The organism is Methylobacterium sp. SyP6R, from assembly GCF_019216885.1.
Classification (GTDB): domain Bacteria; phylum Pseudomonadota; class Alphaproteobacteria; order Rhizobiales; family Beijerinckiaceae; genus Methylobacterium.
Window position 1 is genome coordinate 2473269 of record NZ_JAAQRC020000001.1, and the last position, 21831, is coordinate 2495099.

Genomic DNA, 21831 nt, shown 5'->3' on the forward strand with positions numbered 1-21831 from the left:
GTGCTCTCAACATTCCGAAGATGAGGCAGGACGATGCGAGGGGGATGCGGCGTAGGCGCGGGCGAGCAGCCGCATGGTGTGCAGATCGCGCTCGGCCGACCAGGCGTCGCGCCCGGACGGATCGCGTAAGCAGCGCCCGAAGGCCCGGACCTGCTCCAGGAACGGCGAGGCCTCGGTGTCGAAGGGGAGCGGGGTCGTCTCGCCGGTGGCGCCGTCGGTGAAGCTGACGCTTCCGCCGGCCTCCTGCCCCATCGTGTTCTGCGCGACGAGCAGGCCCTTGGTGCCGGCGATCTCGAGGCGGCGACGCGGCAGCGCGTCGGGACAATTGTAGGCGACGTGCAGACTCGCGAGCACGCCGGATCCGGTGCGGCCGATCAGCAATGCGCCATCGTCGACGGCATAATCCTGCGCCCTCGCCTGGGTCAGCGCCGTGATGTCGAGGATCGGTTCGTCGAGCAGGAAGTCGGTCAGGTCGAGGCCGTGCGGGGCCAGATCCATCAGTGCGCCGCCACCGGCCTGGGCCTGGTCGATGCGCCAGTTGGCTTGCCCCGGTATCGCCGTCCAGCCCCGGTCGAGCCAGCAGGCATAGACGATCCGGATCGCCGTCACGGTGCCGACCCGGCCGGCGCGGATCGCGTCGCGCAGGAGCCGGTGGGCCGGGTGGTGGCGCTGGTCGAAGGCGGTGCCGTAGAGCGCGCCCGTGCGGGCCACCGCCGCCGCCATCGCCTCGGCGTCGGCGAGGGAGGCCGCCATCGGCTTCTCGCACAGGATCGCCTTGCCGGATGCGGCGAGCGCCTCGACGGCGCCGCGATGGAGATGGTTGGGCGTCGCGACGTAGACCGCCTCGACCTCCGGCTCGGCGAGGAGCCCGGCGAGATCCGCATGCCCCCGCGCGCCCAGGCGGGAGGCCGCCTCCCGCGCCTCGGCGCCAGGATCGCAGACCGCCACGAGACGATGCCCGGCCTCCCGGATCGCCGGCGCCATGAAGTCCCGGGCGACCCAGCCGAACCCGACGATGCCCCAGCCGATCGGGTCTCCCATCACCACCGCTCCGGCAGGTCGACGAACTCGCGGGTGCGGGCGCGGTCGAGGGTCTCGGGCGTCATCTCCAGGGTCTCGGGCCCTTCGGAGTGCATCGGATAGGTGGCGCGGGCCGCATATTCGTCGCGGTAGCGCTCGGAGGGCCAGGCGATGGTGGAACCACCCGCCGGATCGGGCGCGTAGAGCGGATTCAGGCGCAAGGTGGCCCCCTCCCGCGGCAGGGTCAGCCCATCGACCAAGGGGCGGGGTGCCGGTCGCATGCCGGGGCCGCAGACCACCGAGAAGGCCTCGACGTGGTCGAGGGCGGTGGGTTCCGCCGGCACCGGAGCGCGGGCCTCGACGAGGGCGCGGGTGAGTTCGTCGTCGTCGTAGACGAGCCCGTCGGGAAACAGCTCCTCGATCTCGGCCGCCGAGACCGCGTGCCCGGTTGAGAAGCCGGGCCGGGCGCTGTTGTGGACGTGGCTGAGCGCGAGCCAGCCTTCCTCGCCGGCGGTCTTGCGCAAGGCTTCGAGGATGCGGGCCTTCTCGGGCAGGAAGTAGAACGCGTCGTGGCACATCACGAGGTCGACCGGCGCCTGGTCGATCGGCCAGTGCGGCGAGGCGGCGTCGAAGCAGACGAGCTGCGGTCTCTGCCCGGCGACCCAGTGGCGGGCGACCCAGAGCTTGGAGAAGACCACGTCTCCCCCCGACACCCGCACGCCCCGCCCCTGCAACTCGCGTAAGTAATGCCCGATGCCGCAGGCCAGTTCGAAGGCGCGAAGAGGCTTGTTCCAATGCGCCTCCAGCAAGGCGAGGCCGGCGAGATAGGTCGGGTCGCTCCAGCGATTGACGAAGTAGTCGCCGACCCGGCCCCAGCCGAGGCGGGCGCAGGCCTCGCGTAAATTGACGTATTTCATCTCGCGCACGAGATCGCGCAAGGCGGCGGGATCGGCCTTGGGACCGGTCCACCAATCGTCCTGGTCGGCGAGAAGGAGTTCGAGGGCGTGGCCCGGCGCGCCCCTGTCGAGATGGCCCAACACCTCGCCGATCAGGCCGTCGCGGCCGACCCTCAGGTAGGGAATGCCGTCGACCACCGGCCAGCGCGGGCCGCGTTTGCCCTCGCGCAGGGAATGGGGCGTATCGTGGTGCAGCGCCTCGCCGGTCACCGGCGAGAGGAGCCCGAACGGGATCACGGATGCGTTTCCTCGCGGCGCCCGCCCTGCGGCAGGCTCTGACGTGAGATAGGGCGCGAAGGCCCAAGGACTTGCGGATTCCCGAGGGCGCCCGCCATCGGCCTCACGGCAGCCGCATGTCGGCGAGGACCCGATCGTGAAAGCCCTTCACCGGGCCGTCATGGACGAGCGCCATCTCGCCCAGCACCGTGTCCATGGTGAGCGAAGCCGCCCGCAGGTGCTGGGCGATCTGCAGCACCCGGTCGATCACGTCGGCGGCATGGAAGGCGCGGCCCTCCGCCGTGCGATCGTCCGCCAGGATTTTTCGCGACGAGGCGACCACATCCCGCAGCGGCGCGTCCAGTTCGGACAAGGCCCGCTCGCTCAAGGTCGCGATGACCGCATCGAGATGGTCGCCGAGCAGGATTTCGCCGGTGAAGCCGGCATCCGGCATCAGGGCGTTGTGCAGGTGGTGGGCGAGCGCCGCCACGAAGACCGTGGCCGGATCGGCGCCGTAGAACGGGCTCAAGGACACGCCGTAGACCGCCACCACCAGGCAGTGCTCGGCATGGTTCTCGGGCGGTTCGAGCAGGATGCGCGGCTTGCCCGGGCAGGTGACACCGGCCCGCGGCTGGTCGGCCTGGAGGCGGGCGAAAAGCGGCACGGGGCCCGCCGCCCAGTCCGACGGCTCGGAGAGACGCGTGCGCAGACGCCCAGCCAAGGCCGGATCGAGCGGGCCCGCCACCTCGTCGAAGCCCCGCACCAGCACGGCCGACGCCTGTCCCGGCGAGAGGCCCGCAACGCTCAGGAAGGCCGCGTCGAGATCGCCGAGGCGTGACGCCGCGAGCGCCTTGGCGGTGATGTCGAGGGCGAGCGCCTCGGGATCGGCCCCGCCGGTCAGCGCCGACCAGGCCTGGAGAAAGAGCCGCTCGGCGATCGAGCCGCGGCGCCCGGCGGACCGGACGCGCTTGATGTTGTTGAGCTCGACCAGGAGCTCGCGGAGAGGAAGCGGGGCCTGAGCCCCGCCCGCCGCGTCGGGATTGACGGCCATCCCTAGTGGACGCCGAGCCAGTCGAGCAGCATGCGCTCCTGCACGCCGAAGGCATGCTCGGGGTTGTGGCCGTTCTTGACCATCGGCGCCTTGAAGAACAGCGACAGCTGCTCCTGCACGCCGCCGTCGCCGCGCTTCTTGGCGAGATCCAGCACGCGGGCGATCTCGATCACCAGGGGCGCGGCCAGGATCGAGTCCTTGCACAGGAAGTTGACCTTGATCTGCATCCTCTGACCGAGGAAGCCGGTGACGTCGATGTTGTCCCAGGCCTCCTTGTCGTCGCCGCGCGGGCGGTAATAGTGGATGTGGACCAAGTGGTCCTCGACCGGATAGCCGAGGATCGAATCCAGCACCGTGCCCTTGGTGTTGAGCTTGGACTGGAGCGAGTCCTTGTCGTTGAGCGCGAGGCCGTCGCGGTTGCCGAGGATGTTGGTGGAGAACCAGCCGTCGACGTGGAGCGCCCGCGACTTGAGCGCCGGGGCCAGCACCGTCTTCATCATGGTCTGGCCGGTCTTGCCGTCCTTGCCGGCGACCGGGACGTTCATCTGACGCGCGAGATCGACGAGCGCCGGCACGTCGGCCGCGACCGACGGGGTGAAGTTGGCGTAGGGGATGCCGTTCTTGATCGCCGCATAGGCGTAGAGCATCGCCGGGCTGATCGCCTCGTCGCTCGCGTCGAGGCCGCGCTCGAAGGCGGCAGCGGAGTTCAGCGTCGGGTCGTCGAGGTCGGGCCAGCGCTCGGTCGAGGCGAGGTTGACCACCACGACGTCGTCGACACCGGATTCCTCGCGGAAGCGCTTGAGGTCGTCGGCGATGCAATCGACCGCCCCGCGGTGGTCCTTGGCGACGATGCGGTTGCCGCCGTCGATGTTCTTGCAGAACTTGGCGCTGCCGACCGCCGGCCAGGGCTTCATGCCCTTGAGCACCTGGGCGCCGTTCTCGATGTCCTGCTTCGTCAGCACGCCGTGGCCGGTCGCCGCGGCGCCGAGATCGTCGCCGTTGAGGTCCCAGCCGCCGAAGACAAGATCCTTGTACCCGACCATCCCGGCCACCGCGTGGCCCGCAAGGGGCAGACCGTCGAGACGATTCGAGCCGGACTTGATCATCTCGATGCCGGCGATGGCGGTGGTGGCGACGGCACCCCCCATCCCGACGAAAGCGACGCCGACGCGCCGACCGGGCTGCATGCTCATCGGTAGGGAATGTCCTCTCTCAGGCCCGCGGGCCCCGGACGGGGCGACGGAGCAATCATTCGCTCACTCCGCATGGCGAGAGTGAATGCCCCGGGGAGTATTTGGTTCCGGAGCGCCCGCGATTTTTTCGTGCCCTCCCAATCGGCCGGGACGGCCCCGCAGAACCGCTCGTTAACCATCTCGATGGAAATCGTGCCGCAAAATGGCCTCAGGCGCCGCCGCTGCCTCGTCCCATTCTGGACACACCGGACGGCCAGAGGTGCCGGCGAGCGAAGCACGCAACACGGCGTGGCCTCTCGGGGCCAAGACCCGCGCCCAGGATAAACGGCAAGGACAAAAGGTTGCAGATGGGGGTTTACCCGGAGCCGGCGCCCTGCGCCGACGACGCTGGCCGACTCGTGCCCGAGGCGGGCACCGACACCATCCGCTGGCTCGATGCCCGCGAAGGCCATCATTCCGGAGCGCGCGGCCGGACCCTCTCGCTGGCCGCCTCGCTGAGCCGCAAGGCCGCAGCAGTGCTTGCCGTCGGCGTCGCCTTCGCGGCCTGCCTGCCGCAGGACGCCGTCGCCCCGGCGGCGGAGGCGCATGACCGGATCGACCTCGCGGCCCCCCGCGCCCCGCTCGAAGCCCGCGGCCTGTCGCCGGACTGGCGCGGCCCGGCCCTGATCGAGCAAACTCCGAGCACCACGGCGCTGATCCGCGACGACCTCGAGCGTCTCGGTCAGGAGATGCGGGGCGAGGCCGGCCTCGACGAGACGGCGTCGTCCAGCGACAGGACCGCTCTCGACGAGGCCACGCCCGGCACCGGGGCCGCGCCGCTCCGGGAGGCCTCGCTGTCCCGGGAGATCGCCCTCCCGCCGGAGGCCGCCCCGTCCGACGACATCTCCCTGCCCGAGGTGATGGCCCTGCCCGAGGAGACCGCGGACGGGCTGGTGATCTTCGGCGACAAGAAGGTGCCGCGGGTCTTGGTCGAGACCATCGTGCGGGCCGCCCGCGAGACCGAGACCGACCCGGTCTACCTGATGGCGCTGGCGGACAAGGAATCGAGCTTCCAGCCGAGCGTCCGCGCGGCGACCTCGACGGCCGAAGGGTTGTTCCAGTTCCTCACCGGCACCTGGCTCGAACTGGTGCGCAGCTTCGGCGCCAAGCACGGCTACGCGGCGGAGGCCGAGCTGATCGAGAAGCGCGGCGGTACCCTGGTGGTGCTGAAGGAGGCCGACCGGCGCCGGGTGCTGGCCCTGCGGCGCGACCCCTACGCGGCGAGCCTGATGGCCGGCGAGATGATGAAGCGCGATCGCAACCGCGTGGAGCAGCGCCTCGGTCGCGACCTGAAGCCGACGGAATGCTACTTCGCCCATTTCCTGGGGGCGGCGAGCGCCGGCAAGTTCATGGAGCTGACGGCGGAGAACCCGCACCAGCCGGCCCAGGCCTCGTTCAAGGCCGCCGCAAAGGCGAATCGCTCGCTGTTCTTTCGCCGCGAAGGCCGGAAGACGCGCAGCCTGACGGTCGCCGAGGTTTATGACCGCCTCGACGGCATGATCGACCAGCGCCTCGACCTGTATCAGCCGGTCGCAGCGATCGCCGAGCAGATCGACACCCGCAGGCCGAACGACGTGCCGCCCGCGGCCCTGAGCCAACTGCCCTGATATCCCCCCCGGCCTCTTTGAGCGAAGCGGCCAAGGGAGCGGAGCACGAGAAGGACGGCCCGCGCGCCGGGGACAATCCTACAACCCGCGATGCACCGGCCGGTTCCGGCTCGTTCGGGATTTTTTAACCGGTTACCGCCCGCGCCTTCCGGCCCTCGTGCTCGTGCACCGGCAGCTGGAAGTAGAGATGGGCGACGCCCGGCAGGCCGTGGCGGATCGCGGCGCGCAGATCGGCCGTGGTGCGCCTGAGCCCTTCGCCGGTCAGGTCGGGATCGAGATCGAGGGTGACGGCGAGCAGCACCGTGCCGGGGCCGAGCTGCAGGCTGCGCATCCGCTCGATCCGCACCACCCGCGGATCGGCCGTCAGGACCGCCCGCGCCTGCTCGATCACCCGCGGCGAGGCGCTCTCGCCGGTGAGCAGGCTGCGGGTCTCGCGAAACAGCACGCCCGCCGTCGCGATGAGGAGGCAGCCGATCGCCACCGAGGCGACGCCGTCGCCCTGGGGCCAGCCGAGAAAGCCGCTCGCGACCACGCCGACGAGGGCGAGCCCGAGGCCGATCAGCGCCGCCCCGTCCTCCAGGATGATCGCGAAGGTGCCCGGATCCTTGCTGCGGGTCACCGCCGTCCAGAGCGATTCGCGGGCGAAGCGCGCCCGCATCTCCCGCCGGGCCGTGCGGAACGACAGCCCCTCGAAGACCGCCGACAGGGCGATGACCCCGACATTGATCCAGGGCGCCGTCACCGGCTCGGGGCGGTGCAGCTTCTCGACGCCCTCGTAGACCGCGTAGGCGCCGCCCAGCGTGAAGATCAGCAGCGCGACGACGAAGGACCAGAAATACAGTTCCAGCCCGTGCCCGAAATTGTGGCTGTCGTCGGCCGGCCGGGCCGCACGCCGCATCCCGTAGAGCAGCAGGCCCTGGTTGCCGGTGTCGACGAAGGAATGCACGGCCTCCGTGAACATCGCCCCCGACCCGGTATAGGACGCCGCGGCGAGCTTGGTGACCGCGATGGCGAGGTTGCCGGCCAGCGCCGCATAGACGACGAGCTTCGATCCCGACGGCAAGGCTCAGTGCCCCCCGACCGGGGCCTCGCCGCCGCGCTTCACGTTCTTGAGGATCATCGCCAGCGGCACCGCGCAGGCCGAGACGATGGCGAGCGCCCAGAACACGTCGATATAGGCGAGGAACGCCGACTGGGTCTGGACCTGCTGGCCGATCCAGGCGGTGGCCTGGCCCTGGGCATCGACCATGCTGGCGCCGCGGGTGGCGAAGAACTGCGTCGCGGCCCGCAAGCTCTCCTGGTAGGCCGGCTCCGAGGGCACGACGTGCTCGACGAGCCGGCTGGTGTGGAATTGCTGGCGGTAGGCCAGGATGTTCTGGGCGAGCGACACGCCCATCGAACCGCCGACGTTGCGCGCGACGTTGATCAGCGCCGAGGCCTGGTCGGTCTGGTCCTTGGTAATGCCCTCGTAGGAGGCGGCGGTGATCGACAGGAAGATCATCGGCAGGCCGAGCCCGATATAGATTCGCGACCAGACGAAGAAGCCGAAGTTGAGATCGCCATAGAGATTCGTCAGGTCGTACATCGCGAAGGCGATGATGGTGGCACCCGTGGCGATCAGGTATTTCGGCTGGACGAAGCCCGAGAGGCGGCCGACCACGAACATCATCATCGCGGTGACGATGCCGCCGGGCGAGAGCGCCAGGCCGGCCCAGGTGGCGGTGTAGCCGAAATAATCCTGGAGCAGTTGCGGCAGGAACTGCGTCGTGGCGATCAGGATGGCGCCGGTGGCGAGCATCACCAGAAAGCAGGAGCCGAACTGGCGTTTGCCCAAAAGGCGCAGGTCGATGACCGGGTTCTTGTGGTTCAGCTCCCACGGGATCATCGCCACGAACGACGCCACCATCAGGCAGGCGAAGACCACGATCAGGTTCGAGCCGAACCAGTCCTTGCGCTGGCCCTCGTCGAGGACGACCTCGAGCGAACCCAGGAAGGTCGCCACCAAGAGAAAGCCGACGATATCGAAGCGCACGCCGTCTCGGCGCAGGCGCTTCCTCTCCTCGATCGCGGATTTCGGGTCCTGGACCAGCCACCAGATCAACAACAGGGCGATCACGCCGACCGGGGCGTTGATGAGGAAGCACCAGTGCCAGGAATACTGGTCGGAAAGCCAGCCGCCCAGCGTCGGGCCGACCACGGGGGCGACCACGATGGCGACGCCGTAGAGGGCGAAGGCCTGGCCGCGCTTCTCCGGCGGGAAGGAATCGGCCAGGATCGACTGCGCCAGCGGCGCCATGCCGCCGCCGCCGAGCCCCTGAAGGATCCGGAAGAACAGCAGCGATTCGAGGCTCCAGGCGAGGCCGCACAGCACCGAGGAGACGGTGAACAGCGCGATCGCCGCCATGAAGAAGGCTTTGCGCCCATAGCGCTTGGCGAGGAAGCTCGACGCCGTGAGGACGATCGCGTTGGCGACGAGGTAGCTCGTCACCACCCAGGCCGCCTCGTCGGGGCCCACCGCCAGCCCGCCGGCGATGTAGCGCAGGGCCACGTTGGCGATCGTGGTGTCGAGCACCTCCATGAAGGTGGCGAGCGCCACCACCATGGCGATGATCCAGGGATTGTGGTCGCCGGCGGCGCTGTCGGCGGGGTTCTGGGCGCTCATCGGCGGCTGCCTAGCGCACCCGCACCGTCGGGACGATCGACATGCCGGGGCCGATCGAGACGTCCTTCGGCCAGTCCTCGACGGTGATCTTGACGGGGACGCGCTGCACCACCTTGACGTAGTTGCCGGTGGCGTTCTCCGCCGGCAGCAGGCTGAAGGCGGTGCCGGAGCCCGGCTGCACCGAGGCGACCGTGCCGGTGATCTTGCGCTCCGGATAGGCGTCGATCTCGATATCGACCTTCTGGCCCGGGCGCATGTCGGTGATCTGGGTCTCCTTGAAGTTCGCCGTGACCCAGATGTCGTCCGGCACGAACATGCTGAGGGCCTGGCCGGCCTGCGCGAACTGCCCGACCGCACCGGTCAGCCGCACCACCCGGCCGGGTTGGGCCGTGGTGATGGTCGTGTAGTCGAGGTTGAGCCTGGCCTGCGCCACCTGCGACCTCGCTTGGGCGAGGCTCGCCTCGGCGCCGGCCTTCTGCGCCTGGAGCGAGCCGATCTGGCGCTGCGCCACCGTGACGGCGGCGTTGGCCCGGTCGAAACTCGCCTGCTGCTGCTGCAGGTTCGAGGTCGATTGCTGCGATTGCTGCACCGAACCGGCGCCGCGCTGGGCGAGGTCCTGGTAGCGCGCGGCATCCTGCTTGGCGAATTGCAACGCCGCCTTGGCTTGCTCGACCTGGGCCTTGGCCTCCTGGATGCTGCCCTGTTGCGCCTGGATCTGGGCCTCGAAACCCTGGATCTGGGCTTGCGCCGACTGGACCTGCGCCTGCGCCTGCTGGAGCGCTACCTCGTAGTCGCGCTTGTCGATCTGGAACAACACCGCGCCGGTCTCGACATGCTGGTTGTCGGTCACCGGCACGGCGGTGATGTAGCCCGAGACCTTGGGCGCGACCGCGAACTGGCGCGCATCGACGAAAGCGTCGTCGGTGCTCTCGTAGGGGTGGACGGCGGTCAGCCAGTACCAGTAGCCGGCGGCGCCCGAGAGCAGCAGAAGAACCGCGCCGAGGACGAACCAGAGCGGATGGCGGCGGATGACGCTCGGCTTCTTCTTCCCCGCATCGCCCTCGTCGCCCCGGCCGTCCGAGGTCTTCTCGTCGGCGTCCTTGCCCGCCGCCTCGTCCTGCGGGGCATGCTCGCGGAGCGCCCGGGTGTTCTCGCGGAGCGCGCGCGTGTTCTCGGCACGCGTATCGTCGGCCCGGGCCTCATCGCCCCGCGCCACGATGGGCGCCGGCGCGGCCCGTCCCGCGGCAGCCTCCGCCCGCGACTGATCGTCCAGCATGTCGTGAATTCCACGCGACGGTCGGGAGCCGACCGGGCAAGGCGCCCGCCTCGGCACGGAAGACGCTGGGGCAGCGGCGTGGGTTCCGCAGTGCGGCAAAAAAACGGACGGAGGCCTGGATGACGCGGCCCCGCGGGCCGTGCCACGCCATCCGGAGACGGGGCCAGGGCGCAAAAGGGGAGATTTACCGAAACGTAAGCTTACCAAAAGCTAACGGAACGGTCGCGCTCCATCCACGTTCACCTCTTGCAAGGCTGGACCTTGGCGGCCCTCGTCCCGGAGGATGATCGCATGAGTACCGCTTCACCCCTTCCCAACATGGGGCCTGGCAGCGCCTCCCCTTACGGCAGCGCGAACGATCCGCTCGTCCGCCTCAATGCGATGAGCGCGGTGCTCGCCCGCAACTGGTGGCTGATCGCGCTTCGCGGAGCGTTCGCGATCCTGTTCGGCGCGATCGCGCTGATCGCGCCGGGCGCCACCCTGCTGACCCTGGTGATCTTCTTCTCGGCCTACATGCTGGTCGACGGCATCACCGAGATCGTCGCGGCGGTGCGGGCGGCGGAGCGGCACGAGCGCTGGGGCTACCTGCTCGCTGCCGGCCTGCTCAACATCCTGGTCGGCGTGATCGCCTTCCTGATGCCGGGCAGCGCACTCGTCGCCTTCATCTACCTCATCGCCGCCTGGGCGCTGGTGACCGGTGCCCTGATGATCGCCGCCGCCTTCCGGCTCCACCTCGACCACGGCCGCTGGTGGCTGGGGATCGGCGGGGCGCTCTCGGTCCTGTTCGCGATCGCGCTCGTCGCCAGCCCGGCCCTGTCGCTCCTCGTCCTGACCTACTGGATGGGCGGCTACGCCATCGCCTTCGGGGCGTTCATGCTGGTTCTCGCCTTCCGGCTGCGCAGCCGGCATGTCGGGACGGGTGGGGCGATGCGGCGGGCCTGAGCGACCCGGTCGGTGACCGACTATGGCGCAGGCTTCCCCCCTCCCCCTCTGCGGGGGAGGGGAAACCCGCGCCCGGCATTTCTCCGAATGCCCTGCGCCTTCGAGAATCACCCCGTCAGGCCGGCGCCATCTCCCGCACCGGGCGGCGCCAGCGGGCCGGGCCGTCGCGGTGGACCGAGGTGCCGGCGGCATCCACCGCCACCGTGACCGGCATGTCCTCGACGATGAATTCGTGGATCGCCTCCATGCCGAGATCGGCGAAGGCCAGCACCCGCGCCGACTTGATCGCCTTCGAGACGAGGTAGGCGGCGCCCCCGACCGCGATCAGGTAGGCCGCGCCATGGCGGGCGATGGTCTCGACGGCCGCCGGGCCCCGCTCGGCCTTGCCGACCATGACGAGAAGGCCGGTCTGCGACAGGATCGGCTCCAGGAACTTGTCCATCCGGGTCGCGGTGGTCGGGCCGGCCGGACCCACTGCCTCGTCGCCGACCGCATCGACCGGGCCGACATAGTAGATCGCCCGGTCGCGCAGATCGACCGGCAGGGGCTCGCCGGCCTCCAGCATCCGGGTCAGGCGCAAATGCGCCGCATCGCGCCCGGTGAGCAGGCGGCCCGAGAGCAGCAGGGTCTCGCCGGCGCGCCAGGTCGCCACCTCCTCGCGGGTCAGCCGGTCGAGATCGACCCGCCGCCCGGCCGCCGTCGCGACGCTGATGTCCTGCGGCCAGAGGTCGAGGGAGGGCGGGGTGAAGACCGCCGGCCCGCTGCCGTCGAGGATGAAATGCGCGTGCCGGTCGGCGGCGCATTGCGGGATCAGGCCGACGGGGAGCGAGGCGGCATGGACCGGGAAGGTCTTGAGCTTCACATCCAGCACCGTGGTGAGCCCGCCGAGCCCCTGCGCGCCGATTCCGAGCGCGTTGACCCGCTCGAAGATCTCGAGCCGCAATTCCTCTTCCTTGGAGGAAGGCCCGCGGGCGCGGATCTGCGGCAGGTCGATCGGATCGAGGAGCGAGAGCTTGGCGAGCGTCATCGCCTTTTCCGGCGAGCCGCCGACGCCGAGGCCGAGCATGCCGGGCGGGCACCAGCCGGCGCCCAACGTCTCGACGGTGCGCACCACCCAGTCGGCGACGGAATCGCTCGGGTTGAGGGCGGCGAACTTCGCCTTGTTCTCCGAGCCGCCGCCCTTCGCCGCGACATGGACCTCGACGGTGTCGCCGGCCACCATCTCGACATGGAGCATGGCCGGCGCGTTGTCGCCGGTGTTGCGGCGGCCGAAGAGCGGTTCAGAGACGACGGAGGCGCGCAACGGGTTGCGCTCCTCGCGCCAGGCCCGGCGCACGCCCTCGTCGACGATCTCCTGGAGCGAGCGGTTCGAGACGATGCGGGCGCCAAGCCCGATCTTCATGAACACTTGCGCGGTTCCGGTATCCTGGCAGATCGGCCGGCGGCCGAAGGCGGCCATGCGCGAATTGACCAGGATCTGCGCCATCGCGTCCCGCGCCGCCGGGCTCTCCTCGCGGCGCCACGCCTCGGCGAGGTTCTGGATGTAGTCCGCCGGGTGGTAGTACGAGATGAATTGCAGGGCGTCGGCGATGGAGGCGACCAGGTCGTCTTCGCGGATGGTGGCCATGGTGGTCCTCCCGAAATGGTTACAGGATTTACCGCACCTTTTATTCGCAGAGCGCGGGATCCCCTCTCCCGTGTGGGAGAGGGGTAGGGGTGAGGGTGATACGCTTCAGGATGAGACGCTGAGCGTCGTGCCGGTAGCTTCACGGTCGAGATCAATTCTTAACCGTAGCACCCTCACCCCCAGCCCCTCTCCCACACGGGAGAGGGGAGAGTGCTCCACTGGTCAACGTGAGAGCGAAGCTACGCCGCAAATTCCCGCCGGATCGCCTCGCTGTGCTCGCCGATCCCCGGCACCCGTCCCAGCACCGGCGCCTGGCCGTTGCGGAGCGCCGGCGGGGCGACGATCGAGGCCGGGCCGGCATGGGTCTCGACGGTCACCCGACGAAGCGCCGGATGCGAGACGAGGTCGGCGAGCCCGTTGACGAAGCCGTAGGCCGTGCCGGCCTCGCGCAGCCGTGCCGCCGCCTCGTCACGGCTCAACTCGGCGAAGACCTGCGCCACCACCGCATCGACCTCGGGCCGGTTCGCCACCCGGGCGTTGTTGCTCTCGAAGCCGGGGCGCGACGGCAGGTCGGGCTGGCGCAGGAACCCGGCGCAGAACTTCACCCATTCGCGTTCGTTCTGGATCGAGAGCAGCACCAGGGCCCCGTCCCGGGTCGGGAAGGCGCCGTAGGGGCAGATCGACGGATGAGCGAGGCCGACCCGTTGCGGCGCCCGGCCGGTGCCCTCGAAATAGAGCAAGGGCACGTTCATCCAGTCGGCCATGCCGTCGAACAGGCTGACCTCGAGCTTGGCGCCCTCGCCGGTGATGCCCCGCGCGATCAGCGCTTCCAGCACCGCCGCGTGGGCCGCCATGCCGCAGGCGATGTCGCAGACCGACACCCCGACCCGCCCCGGGCCGGCGGGATGCCCGGTGATCTCGGCCAAGCCGCTCTCGGCCTGGACCAGTAGGTCGTAGGCCTTCATGTCGGAGTAGGAATGGCCGGCACCGTAGCCGGTCACGTCCACGGTGATGAGCCGGGGGTAGCGCGCCCGCAAGTCATCCGAGCCGAAACCCGCCCGGGCGGCGGCGCCCGGCGCGAGGTTCTGGATGAACACGTCGGCCTTTTCCAGCACCGCGTGCAGGAGCCGCGCGTCGCCCGGGTCCTTGATGTCGGCGACCAGGCTCTCCTTGCCGCGGTTGAGCCAGACGAAATAGCTCGCCAGCCCGTTCACCGCGGCATCGTAGCCGCGGGCGAAGTCGCCCTCCGGCCGCTCGATCTTGATGACGCGGGCGCCCGCGTCGGCGAGGCGCGAGGAGCAGTAGGGGGCCGCCACCGCCTGCTCGAGCGCCACCACGGTCAGGCCTGCGAGCGGCAGGACCCTATTCCCCACAGCCCCACTCCCCGCCGCCATGATCGTCAGACCCCGTGCTTGATCGCGATCATCTTCATCGAGCCGAAGCCGTAGAGGGCCTCGAAGCCCTTCTCGCGGCCGTGGCCCGAGCCCTTCACGCCGCCGAAGGGCAGCTCGACGCCGCCACCCGCACCGTAATTGTTGACGAAGACCTGGCCCGACTTGATGCCCTTCGACAGGCGCAGCGCCTTGCCGAGATCCGAGGTCCAGATGCCGGCGGCGAGCCCGTACTCGGTGCCGTTCGCCACCTTCAGCGCCTCGGCCTCGTCGCGCACCCGGATCGCCACCAGGACCGGCCCGAAGATTTCTTCTTGCGCCAGGCGGTGGTCCGGCGGCACGTCGCCGATCAGGGTCGGGCGAACGTAGTAGCCGTCGCCCGGCACGTTGGTGCCGAGTTCGCCCTCGGCCAGGATGGTCAGGCCGTCGCGGCGGGCCAGATCGATGTAGCCCTGCACCCGCTCGCACTGCTTGGCGTTGACAACGGGGCCGAGGTCGAGGTCCTGCTCGCCCGAGCCGACGCGCAGGTCCTTGAAGCGTTGCGCGAGATCGGCGGTGAAGCTGTCGTAGATCTTATCCTCGATCACCACGCGGGACCCGGCCGAGCAGGTCTGGCCGGCATTCTGGGTGATCGCCTTGACGATGACGGTGCCAGCCTCGGACAGGTCGGCATCCGCGAAGACCACCTGGGGCGACTTGCCGCCGAGTTCGAGCGTGACCGGAATCGTGTTCTTGGCCGCCGCCGTCTGGATCAGCGTGCCGACCTCGCGCGAGCCGGTGAAGCTGATGTGGTGGATGCCCTTGTGCGAGGCCAGAGCCGCACCCGCCTCCTCGCCGAGGCCGGTCACCACGTTGAGGCTGCCGGCCGGGAAGCCGGCCTCGGCCGCGAGCTTGGCGAGGTGGAGCGCCGAGAGCGAGGTATCCTCGGCGGGCTTCAGCACCACGGCGTTGCCCATGGCGAGCGCCGGGGCGACCGAGCGGCCGGTCATCTGGAGCGGATAGTTCCACGGCACGATCACGCCGACGACGCCGTGCGGCTCGTAGACGGTCATCACGGTGAAGCCGTTCTGGAACGGGATCGTGTCGCCATGCACCTTGTCGGCGGCGCCGCCGTAATACTCGAAGTAGCGGGCGCAGACCTGGGCGTCGTTGCGGGCGAGGGTCATCGGCTTGCCGACGTCCTCGCTCTCCATCTTCGCCAGGAGTTCGGCGTCGCGGCGGATCAGCTCGGCGAGCTTCAGCAGCAGCCGGCCGCGGGAGGCGGCGTCGAGCCGGCCCCACTCGCCGTCCATGGCGGCGTGGCCGGCCTTCACGGCGGCGTCGATCTCCTGGGCACCACCGCGGGCGATGCGGGCCATCTCCTGGCCGTGCGACGGGTTGAGCACCGGCAGGCTCGCCTCGCTGCCGATCCAGGTCCCGCCGATGAAGTGCTGATGGGCGTTCATGCGTCTCCCTCCCGTGGCGGCGGGCCGCACTGTCGGCGGCCGGCCAGCTGTTGGGCGCGGTGTTAGCGCGCCGGGAGGAGGGATTCCAATACGATCGACGGGCGTGCGCGATAGAATCGCGATATGGCGCGCGCCGTCAGCAGTGCCGTTGCGCGGCGAGGGTCTGCCGGGCGATCTCGGCGGCGAGCGGGATGTCCTCGATCGGCGTCTCGTCCAGAAAGGCGCGAGCGACGAGGGCGAGGTCGATCCAGGCCTCGGCGGCCGGCAGCTTGCGCCGGCCGCGCCCGACCATGGCTCCGCCATCCGCCCCGGCCTCGACCGCCTTGGCGATCCAGGCGAGCTGCTCGCCCCAATGCGACCGCCGCGGACCGACGATCCGGGTGAGCACCGCGTCCTGCTTCTTCCGGCCGGCGGTGAGCGTCGTGGCGACGATCGTCGCCATGTCCGTCTCGAACCAGCTGGCCGGGAAGTGGTAGGCCTTCGCCCACATCGCCGAGGCGGCGAGCGCCGCCCTGGTCGCCGCCGCCGACCGGCGCTCCTCCGGCAGCCCGTCGAGGAGCTGCGCCACGATCGCGCCGGCTTCCAGCCGCGCCGGGGCGATCGGCGGCAGGCCGACCGCGTCGAGGACGCGCAGCAATGCGAAGGGCGGCGGCTCGCCCGCCGCCAGGCCGGTGGCGAGGCCGTGGGCGATCAGGTCGCGGACGAAATCCGGCGAGGTGTCGACGCAGTCGATGGCCCGCGCGACCTCGCCGAGGAACCGGGCCGCGCCCTCGGGGCCGAGATCGTCCTGCAGCATGGCCTCGCGCAGGCCGTGGCCGTGCTTCATCAGGAGGGCGGCAAAGACGTGCCGGTCGCCCTCGCCGACCTGCGCGAAGACGCTCTGTGCCCCGGCGCCGTCGCAGCCGGTGGCGACGAAGCGGACGGCGCGCGCCGGCGCGGAGCCCTCGGCCAGCCGCAAGGCCCCGCCCCGCTCGCGGCAGGCCGCGACCGCGGCGCCGACGGGCTCCTGGAGCTCGCCCGGCAGCCAGGGCCGCATCGCGGCCAGCCGGCCGGCGCTCACCGCCGAGACCTGCCCCTGCCGTGCGGCCGCGGCGAGGCGCTCCGCCACGGCCCGGGCGATCTGCGGGTCCGGATCGAGGAGCCAGCCGAGCGCCGCCTCGCGCATCGCCGGCACGTCCGAGTCGATCATGATGCCGACCGACATGATGCGGACCGGGTCGGGGAAGACCGCGAACTGCTCGGCGAATTGCTCGTGGATCAGGAACGGGTCGTGATCCATCGCCTCGGCGGCCTGCGCGAAATCGGCCGCCATCTCCTCCGGGGTCGGCGGCTCCGCGCCCTCGACCGAGTCCAGCGCCGCCCCGGCGATCAGGTCGCGCATCGTCTCCGGCAGCGGCAGCCGCGCCGCGATGAATTGATGGGCGATGCCGAGGAGCAGGTCGGGCGTCAGCGCGCCGGTCTCGGCGGCTTCCTCCAGGCGCTCGAACAGCCCCAGCAGGATGACCGCGGCCGCGCCCCCCGGCTCCGCCTCGACGGCCATGCGGCACTCGCCGAGCGTGCTGCCGAGCAGCATCAGGAGGGCCGTGCAGCGGTCATCGTCGCGCCGCGTCCTGCGGCCTTCCTCCACCAGGAGATCGAACAGGGTCTCGGGGGCGCCGTCGAGGGAGACGATCTCGGCCATCAGGTCCGGGACGGGCGCGGCGGGTGCGCCGGACCGGATAGCCTCGGCGAGCCGGTCGGCGAGGACGGTCAGGAGCGTGCGCGACATCGCATCCCCATCCGCGGCGACCGCTTCAGCGGATGGTCCGTCCGGGACTGCCCTTCCGGTCGCCTTCCTTCCGGCAGCCTTCTTGGCTGCCGTCTTCCGGGTGGACGCGGGCTTGTTGCCGGCGGCCTTCCTGCCGGCAGATGTCGTGACGGTCCTGGCCATGGGACAACCTCGGCAGCGGCGGGAGCCGACCCGGACTGCTCCGGGGCTCTCTTCGCTCAAACTGCCGGGGCCGCGGCCGGTTGCCAAGGCGTGGACGGCGCGCGGCGCACTCCGTCCACGCCTGGCGGCGGTCGGGTTACCGGCTGCCGCTGTTGCCACTACCCTGCGGCACCGCCCGGGACGGCTGGCCGGCATTGCCGCCGGCGGCCGAGTTGCCGGTGACGGTCGAGGCGCCGTTCGGTCCGGGCGCCACCACGCCGCCGGCGCTGCCGCCGGTGTTGTTCGGCATTGGCGCGACGGTGCCGGTGGTCGCCGGCCCCGTCTTCATGGTGCCGGGGGCCGTGGACGGGGCGGCGGTCTGGGCCGAGGCCGCGCCGGCGACGAGAAGGCCGGCGGCGAGTCCGGCGAGAATCGAACGCATGCTGCTCTCCTGTCGGATCCTGAATTTGTGAGATCCTGGACCCGACAACGTGCGCGAACTGGCATGGTTCGACTTTATTTAACTTTGCTGCGCGATGACGCGGCGCAGCATCGCGCAGCATTCCTCCAGATCGGATAGGCCGATCGACTCGTCGGGCCGGTGCGCCTCGGCGATGCGGCCGGGCCCGCAGATGATCGACGGGATGCCGGCGGCCTGGAACAGGCCGGCCTCGGTGCCGTAGCTCACCGCCCCCTGCGCCGGCCGGCCCGACCAGGCCTCGGCGAGGCCGCGCAAGGGGGCGTCGTCGGCAAGATCGAGAGCCGGGTAGAGCGACAGGATCTCGCTCTCGACCGCCACCGCGCGCCCGGCCGCCTGGAGCGGCGCCACGAGATCGCGGATGCCGGCCTGGAGCGCGTCGTGGATCGTCATCGGGTCGACCCCCGGCACCGCCCGGGCCTCCCACTCGACCCGGCAGGTATCGGGCACGACGTTGACCCCGGTGCCGCCGGCGATCACCCCGACCTGGAGCGTCGAGGCGGCCGGCTCGAACAGCGGGTGGAACGGCCCCTGGCGCGAAAACCCCTCGTGCAGGCTGCGCACCAGCCCGACGATGTCGGCGGCGAGATGCACGGCGTTGTCGGCGAGGTCCGGCCGAGACGAATGCCCGGCCCGGCCGCGCACGGTGAGGCGCCCGGCCACCTTGCCCTTGTGGCGCAGGACCGGCCGCATCTCCGAGGGCTCGCCGACGATGCAGCCCTCGGGCGCCGCGCAGAGTTCGGACAGCCGCGCGATCATGTGGCGGACGCCGACGCACCCGACCTCCTCGTCGTAGGACAAGGCGAGGTGGATCGGCCGGGTGGGCTTTGCCTGCACCATCTCGGGGACCAGGGCGAGCATGCAGGCGACGAAGCCCTTCATGTCGACCGCACCCCGCCCGACCAGCCGGTCGCCCATCCGGCGCAAGGTGAAAGGGTCGCCGCTCCAGCCCTCGCCGGCCGGCACCACGTCGAGATGGCCCGACAGGACGATGCCCGGCACGTCGCGCGGGCCGATCGTGGCGAACAGGTTGGCGCGGTCGCCCTCCGGCCCCGGCAGCACGGTCGCCTCGACGCCGTGGCGGGCGAGGTAGGCCCGCACGAGGTCCACGATCGTGCCGTTCGGCGTGCGGCAGACGGAGGGGATCGCGACGAGGTCGGAGAGAAGGGCGGCGGCGTCGGTCATCGGGATCTCGCTGGCTGTCCGGAAATCATAGTCCGAGACGCCCGGCAGGCTCCGGCGGAAAGCCGTCCGCCGCGGCAGAACCTGCGGCCGGAGACGGCCGGCACGGCAGGAAAGGGCCGCTTCCCGCGGGTGCGGGCCCCCGAGGGAGTTGCCAGGTGACAATTCCAGCGGTGCGCCGGGCCCGCCCGCCATCATTTCTGCCGCCCACCCCCGCCAAACCCGCACCCCGCGCGGCGCCACGGGGCCAGATCGGCGGAAAATCCCGCAGCCCCCGCTTAGTCTGCCGGGCATCGCCGCCCCGGAGCCTGACGCCATGCGCCCCAATTCCCTGATCGAGCTCGATCGCGACCACCTCATCCATCCGGTGATCTCGTGGAAGGGGCACGAGGCGCGCGGCGCCACGGTGCTGCAATCGGCCAAGGGCGCGTATCTCACCGATGCCGAGGGCCACACCCTGCTCGACGGGTTCTCGGGCCTGTGGTGCGTCAATGTCGGCTACGGCCACGAATCGATCGTCGAGGTGGCGGCCGAGCAGATGCGCCGGCTGCCCTACGCCACCGGCTACTTCCACTTCTCGAGCGAGCCGGCGATCCGTCTCGCCGCCCGCCTCGCCGAGCTGGCGCCGGGCGATCTCAACCACGTCTACTTCACGCTGGGCGGCTCGGACGCGGTCGATTCGGCGGTGCGGTTCATCCGCTACTACTACAACGTCACCGGCCGGCCGACGAAGAAGCACATGATCGCCCTGGAGCGGGGCTATCACGGCTCCTCGACCATCGGCGCCGGACTGACCGCGATTCCCGCCTTCCACGACGGCTTCGACGCGCCGACCACGCTCCAGCACCACATCCCCTCGCCCTATCCCTACCGCAACCCGGCCGGCGACTCGGACGAGGCGGTGATCGCCGCCTCGGTGGCGGCGCTGAAGGCGAAGGTCGAGGAACTCGGCGCCGACAACGTCGCGGCCTTCTTCGCCGAGCCGATCCAGGGCTCGGGCGGCGTGATCGTGCCGCCGGACGGCTGGCTGAAGGCGATGCGCGAGGCGGCCCGCGAGCTCGACATCCTGTTCGTCGCCGACGAGGTCATCACCGGCTTCGGCCGCACCGGCCCGCTCTTCGGCTGCGAGCATGACGGCGTGGTGCCGGACCTGATGACCACCGCCAAGGGCCTGACCTCGGGCTACAGCCCGATGGGCGCGGTGCTGATGTCGGACCGGATCTACCGCGCCATCGCCGATCATGCGCCAGCCGGCAAGCCGATCGGCCACGGCTTCACCTACTCGGCCCACCCGGTCAGCGCCGCGGTCGGCCTCGAAGTGCTGCGGCTCTACACCGAGGGCGGCATCCTGGAGAACGGGCGTCGGGCCGGCGAGCGCTTCACCGCGGGCCTCAAGCGCCTCGCCGACCATCCCCTCGTCGGCGACGTGCGGGTGCGCGGCCTGCTGGCCGGCGTCGAACTCGTCACCGACAAGGCGAAGCGCACCAAGCCCTCGGCCGATCTCGGCATCTCCGGCCACCTCGCCCGGTTCGGCTACAAGAACGGCGTGATCTTCCGCGCCTTCGCCGACGACATCGTCGGCTTCGCCCCGCCGCTCTGCTGCACGGACGAGGACATCGACACCCTGCTCGCCCGCTTCGAACAGACGCTGAACGACGTCCTCGACGTCGCCGACGTGCGCGCCGCGCTGGCGTGAAAGGACGTTTGACCATGACGACCAAGAACCGCCACTACCGCATCGCGGTCATCCCCGGCGACGGCATCGGCAAGGAAGTGGTGCCGGAGGGCGTCCGCATCCTGGAGGCCGCCGCGGAGAAGTTCGGCTTCCGCCTCGACCTCCAGCACCACGCCTTCGGCTCCTGCAACTACTACGCCGAGCACGGCACGATGCTGCCGGCGAACTGGAAGGAGATCCTGACGCCGACCGACGCGATCTTCTTCGGCGCCGTCGGCTGGCCGGCCACCGTGCCGGATCACATCTCGCTCTGGGGCTCGCTGCTCCAGTTCCGGCGCGAGTTCGACCAGTACGTCAACCTGCGCCCGGTCCGGCTGATGCCGGGCGTGCCCTGCCCGCTCGCCGGCCGCGAGCCCGGCGACATCGACTTCTACGTCGTGCGCGAGAACACCGAGGGCGAGTATTCGTCGGTCGGCGGCACGATGTATCCGGGCACCGAGCGGGAGATCGTGATCCAGGAGACGGTGATGAGCCGTCACGGCGTCGACCGGATCCTGAAATTCGCCTTCGATCTCGCCCAGTCGCGGCCGAAGAAGCACCTGACCTCGGCCACCAAGTCGAACGGCATCGCCATCACGATGCCGTACTGGGACCAGCGCGTCGAGGCGATGGGCGAGCGCTACCCCGAGGTGCGTCGCGACAAGTATCACATCGACATCTTGACCGCCCACTTCGTGCTGAACCCGGACCGGTTCGACGTGGTGGTGGGCTCGAACCTCTTCGGCGACATCCTGTCGGATCTCGGCCCGGCCTGCACCGGCACGATCGGCATCGCGCCGTCGGCCAACATCAACCCGGAGGGACGCTTTCCCTCCTTGTTCGAGCCCGTCCACGGCTCGGCGCCGGACATCGCCGGCAAGGGCATCGCCAACCCGGTGGGCCAGATCTGGACCGCCGCGATGATGCTGGAGCATCTCGGGGAAGTGGAGGCGGCGAACGCCATCGTGGCGGCGATCGAGACCGCGCTCCGCGAACCGGCGTCGCGCACCCGCGACCTCAAGGGGACTGCGACGACCCGCGAGGCGGCCGACGCGGTGCTGCGGGCTTTTGCTGCGGCGTGAGATGGATCGAGGCCGGACGCCTGAGCGCGTCCGGCCTCTCG

17 protein-coding genes are annotated in these 21831 nt (G+C 70.6%); 4 read left to right on the forward strand and 13 right to left on the reverse strand.

Annotated features, from left to right (window positions below; genetic code table 11):
- Window positions 1–6: 6 nt before the first annotated feature.
- From HBB12_RS11430 to HBB12_RS11445, 4 genes are all read right to left on the reverse strand, one after another.
- Window positions 7–1041 carry a Gfo/Idh/MocA family protein gene (locus tag HBB12_RS11430; protein ID WP_236989447.1) on the reverse strand — a complete coding sequence of 345 codons (1035 nt, stop codon included), beginning with the start codon at window positions 1039–1041 and terminating at the stop codon, window positions 7–9.
- Window positions 1041–2213, reverse strand: coding sequence for a class I SAM-dependent methyltransferase (locus HBB12_RS11435; protein ID WP_236989448.1), 1173 nt, complete (start codon window positions 2211–2213; stop codon window positions 1041–1043). The genes HBB12_RS11430 and HBB12_RS11435 overlap by 1 nt, the downstream gene beginning before the upstream one ends.
- A gap of 103 nt (window positions 2214–2316) precedes the next feature.
- Window positions 2317–3243, reverse strand: a complete 927-nt coding sequence (locus HBB12_RS11440; RefSeq protein WP_236989449.1) for an HD domain-containing protein — start codon at window positions 3241–3243, stop codon at window positions 2317–2319.
- Between the two features lie 2 nt (window positions 3244–3245).
- Complete coding sequence (locus tag HBB12_RS11445; protein ID WP_236989450.1) at window positions 3246–4436, reverse strand: inositol-3-phosphate synthase; 1191 nt, start codon at window positions 4434–4436, stop codon at window positions 3246–3248.
- Window positions 4437–4783: 347 nt separating this feature from the next.
- Here HBB12_RS11445 and HBB12_RS11450 point away from each other — a divergent pair, with 347 nt between their 5' ends.
- Window positions 4784–6082 carry a transglycosylase SLT domain-containing protein gene (locus tag HBB12_RS11450; protein WP_236989451.1) on the forward strand — a complete coding sequence of 433 codons (1299 nt, stop codon included), beginning with the start codon at window positions 4784–4786 and terminating at the stop codon, window positions 6080–6082.
- 124 nt (window positions 6083–6206) lie between these two features.
- Here the strand turns inward: HBB12_RS11450 and HBB12_RS11455 are convergent, their stop codons facing one another.
- The 3 genes from HBB12_RS11455 to HBB12_RS11465 are packed head-to-tail and all read right to left on the reverse strand — an operon-like array spanning window position 6207 to window position 10020.
- Complete coding sequence (locus tag HBB12_RS11455) at window positions 6207–7145, reverse strand: cation diffusion facilitator family transporter (RefSeq protein WP_236989452.1); 939 nt, start codon at window positions 7143–7145, stop codon at window positions 6207–6209.
- 3 nt (window positions 7146–7148) lie between these two features.
- Window positions 7149–8744, reverse strand: a complete 1596-nt coding sequence (locus HBB12_RS11460) for a DHA2 family efflux MFS transporter permease subunit (RefSeq protein WP_236989453.1) — start codon at window positions 8742–8744, stop codon at window positions 7149–7151.
- 10 nt (window positions 8745–8754) lie between these two features.
- Entirely contained in the window at window positions 8755–10020 is a 1266-nt protein-coding gene (locus HBB12_RS11465; protein ID WP_236989454.1) for an HlyD family secretion protein, read from the reverse strand.
- A 291-nt stretch (window positions 10021–10311) separates the two neighbouring features.
- Here HBB12_RS11465 and HBB12_RS11470 point away from each other — a divergent pair, with 291 nt between their 5' ends.
- Entirely contained in the window at window positions 10312–10962 is a 651-nt protein-coding gene (locus tag HBB12_RS11470; protein ID WP_442919251.1) for an HdeD family acid-resistance protein, read from the forward strand.
- 115 nt (window positions 10963–11077) lie between these two features.
- Here HBB12_RS11470 and HBB12_RS11475 read toward each other — a convergent pair whose 3' ends face one another.
- The 6 genes from HBB12_RS11475 to argE form a co-directional block, all read right to left on the reverse strand.
- Window positions 11078–12589, reverse strand: a complete 1512-nt coding sequence (locus HBB12_RS11475) for a fumarate hydratase (protein WP_236989455.1) — start codon at window positions 12587–12589, stop codon at window positions 11078–11080.
- A 239-nt stretch (window positions 12590–12828) separates the two neighbouring features.
- Window positions 12829–13962 carry a CaiB/BaiF CoA transferase family protein gene (locus HBB12_RS11480; protein ID WP_236989456.1) on the reverse strand — a complete coding sequence of 378 codons (1134 nt, stop codon included), beginning with the start codon at window positions 13960–13962 and terminating at the stop codon, window positions 12829–12831.
- Window positions 13963–13988: 26 nt separating this feature from the next.
- Window positions 13989–15425 (reverse strand): aldehyde dehydrogenase family protein, encoded by a 1437-nt coding sequence (locus HBB12_RS11485; RefSeq protein ID WP_236989457.1) that lies wholly within the window; start codon window positions 15423–15425, stop codon window positions 13989–13991.
- A gap of 136 nt (window positions 15426–15561) precedes the next feature.
- Window positions 15562–17193 (reverse strand): Y4lR C-terminal helical domain-containing protein, encoded by a 1632-nt coding sequence (locus HBB12_RS11490; RefSeq protein WP_236989458.1) that lies wholly within the window; start codon window positions 17191–17193, stop codon window positions 15562–15564.
- A gap of 298 nt (window positions 17194–17491) precedes the next feature.
- Complete coding sequence (locus HBB12_RS11495; protein WP_236989459.1) at window positions 17492–17776, reverse strand: hypothetical protein; 285 nt, start codon at window positions 17774–17776, stop codon at window positions 17492–17494.
- Between the two features lie 78 nt (window positions 17777–17854).
- Entirely contained in the window at window positions 17855–18997 is a 1143-nt protein-coding gene (gene argE, locus HBB12_RS11500) for an acetylornithine deacetylase (RefSeq protein ID WP_236989460.1), read from the reverse strand.
- A gap of 313 nt (window positions 18998–19310) precedes the next feature.
- Here argE and HBB12_RS11505 point away from each other — a divergent pair, with 313 nt between their 5' ends.
- Complete coding sequence (locus HBB12_RS11505) at window positions 19311–20690, forward strand: aspartate aminotransferase family protein (protein WP_236989461.1); 1380 nt, start codon at window positions 19311–19313, stop codon at window positions 20688–20690.
- Between the two features lie 14 nt (window positions 20691–20704).
- The gene (locus HBB12_RS11510; protein WP_236989462.1) at window positions 20705–21790 is read left to right on the forward strand and encodes a tartrate dehydrogenase; all 1086 of its coding nucleotides are present in this window, start codon (window positions 20705–20707) and stop codon (window positions 21788–21790) included.
- Window positions 21791–21831 lie beyond the last annotated feature (41 nt).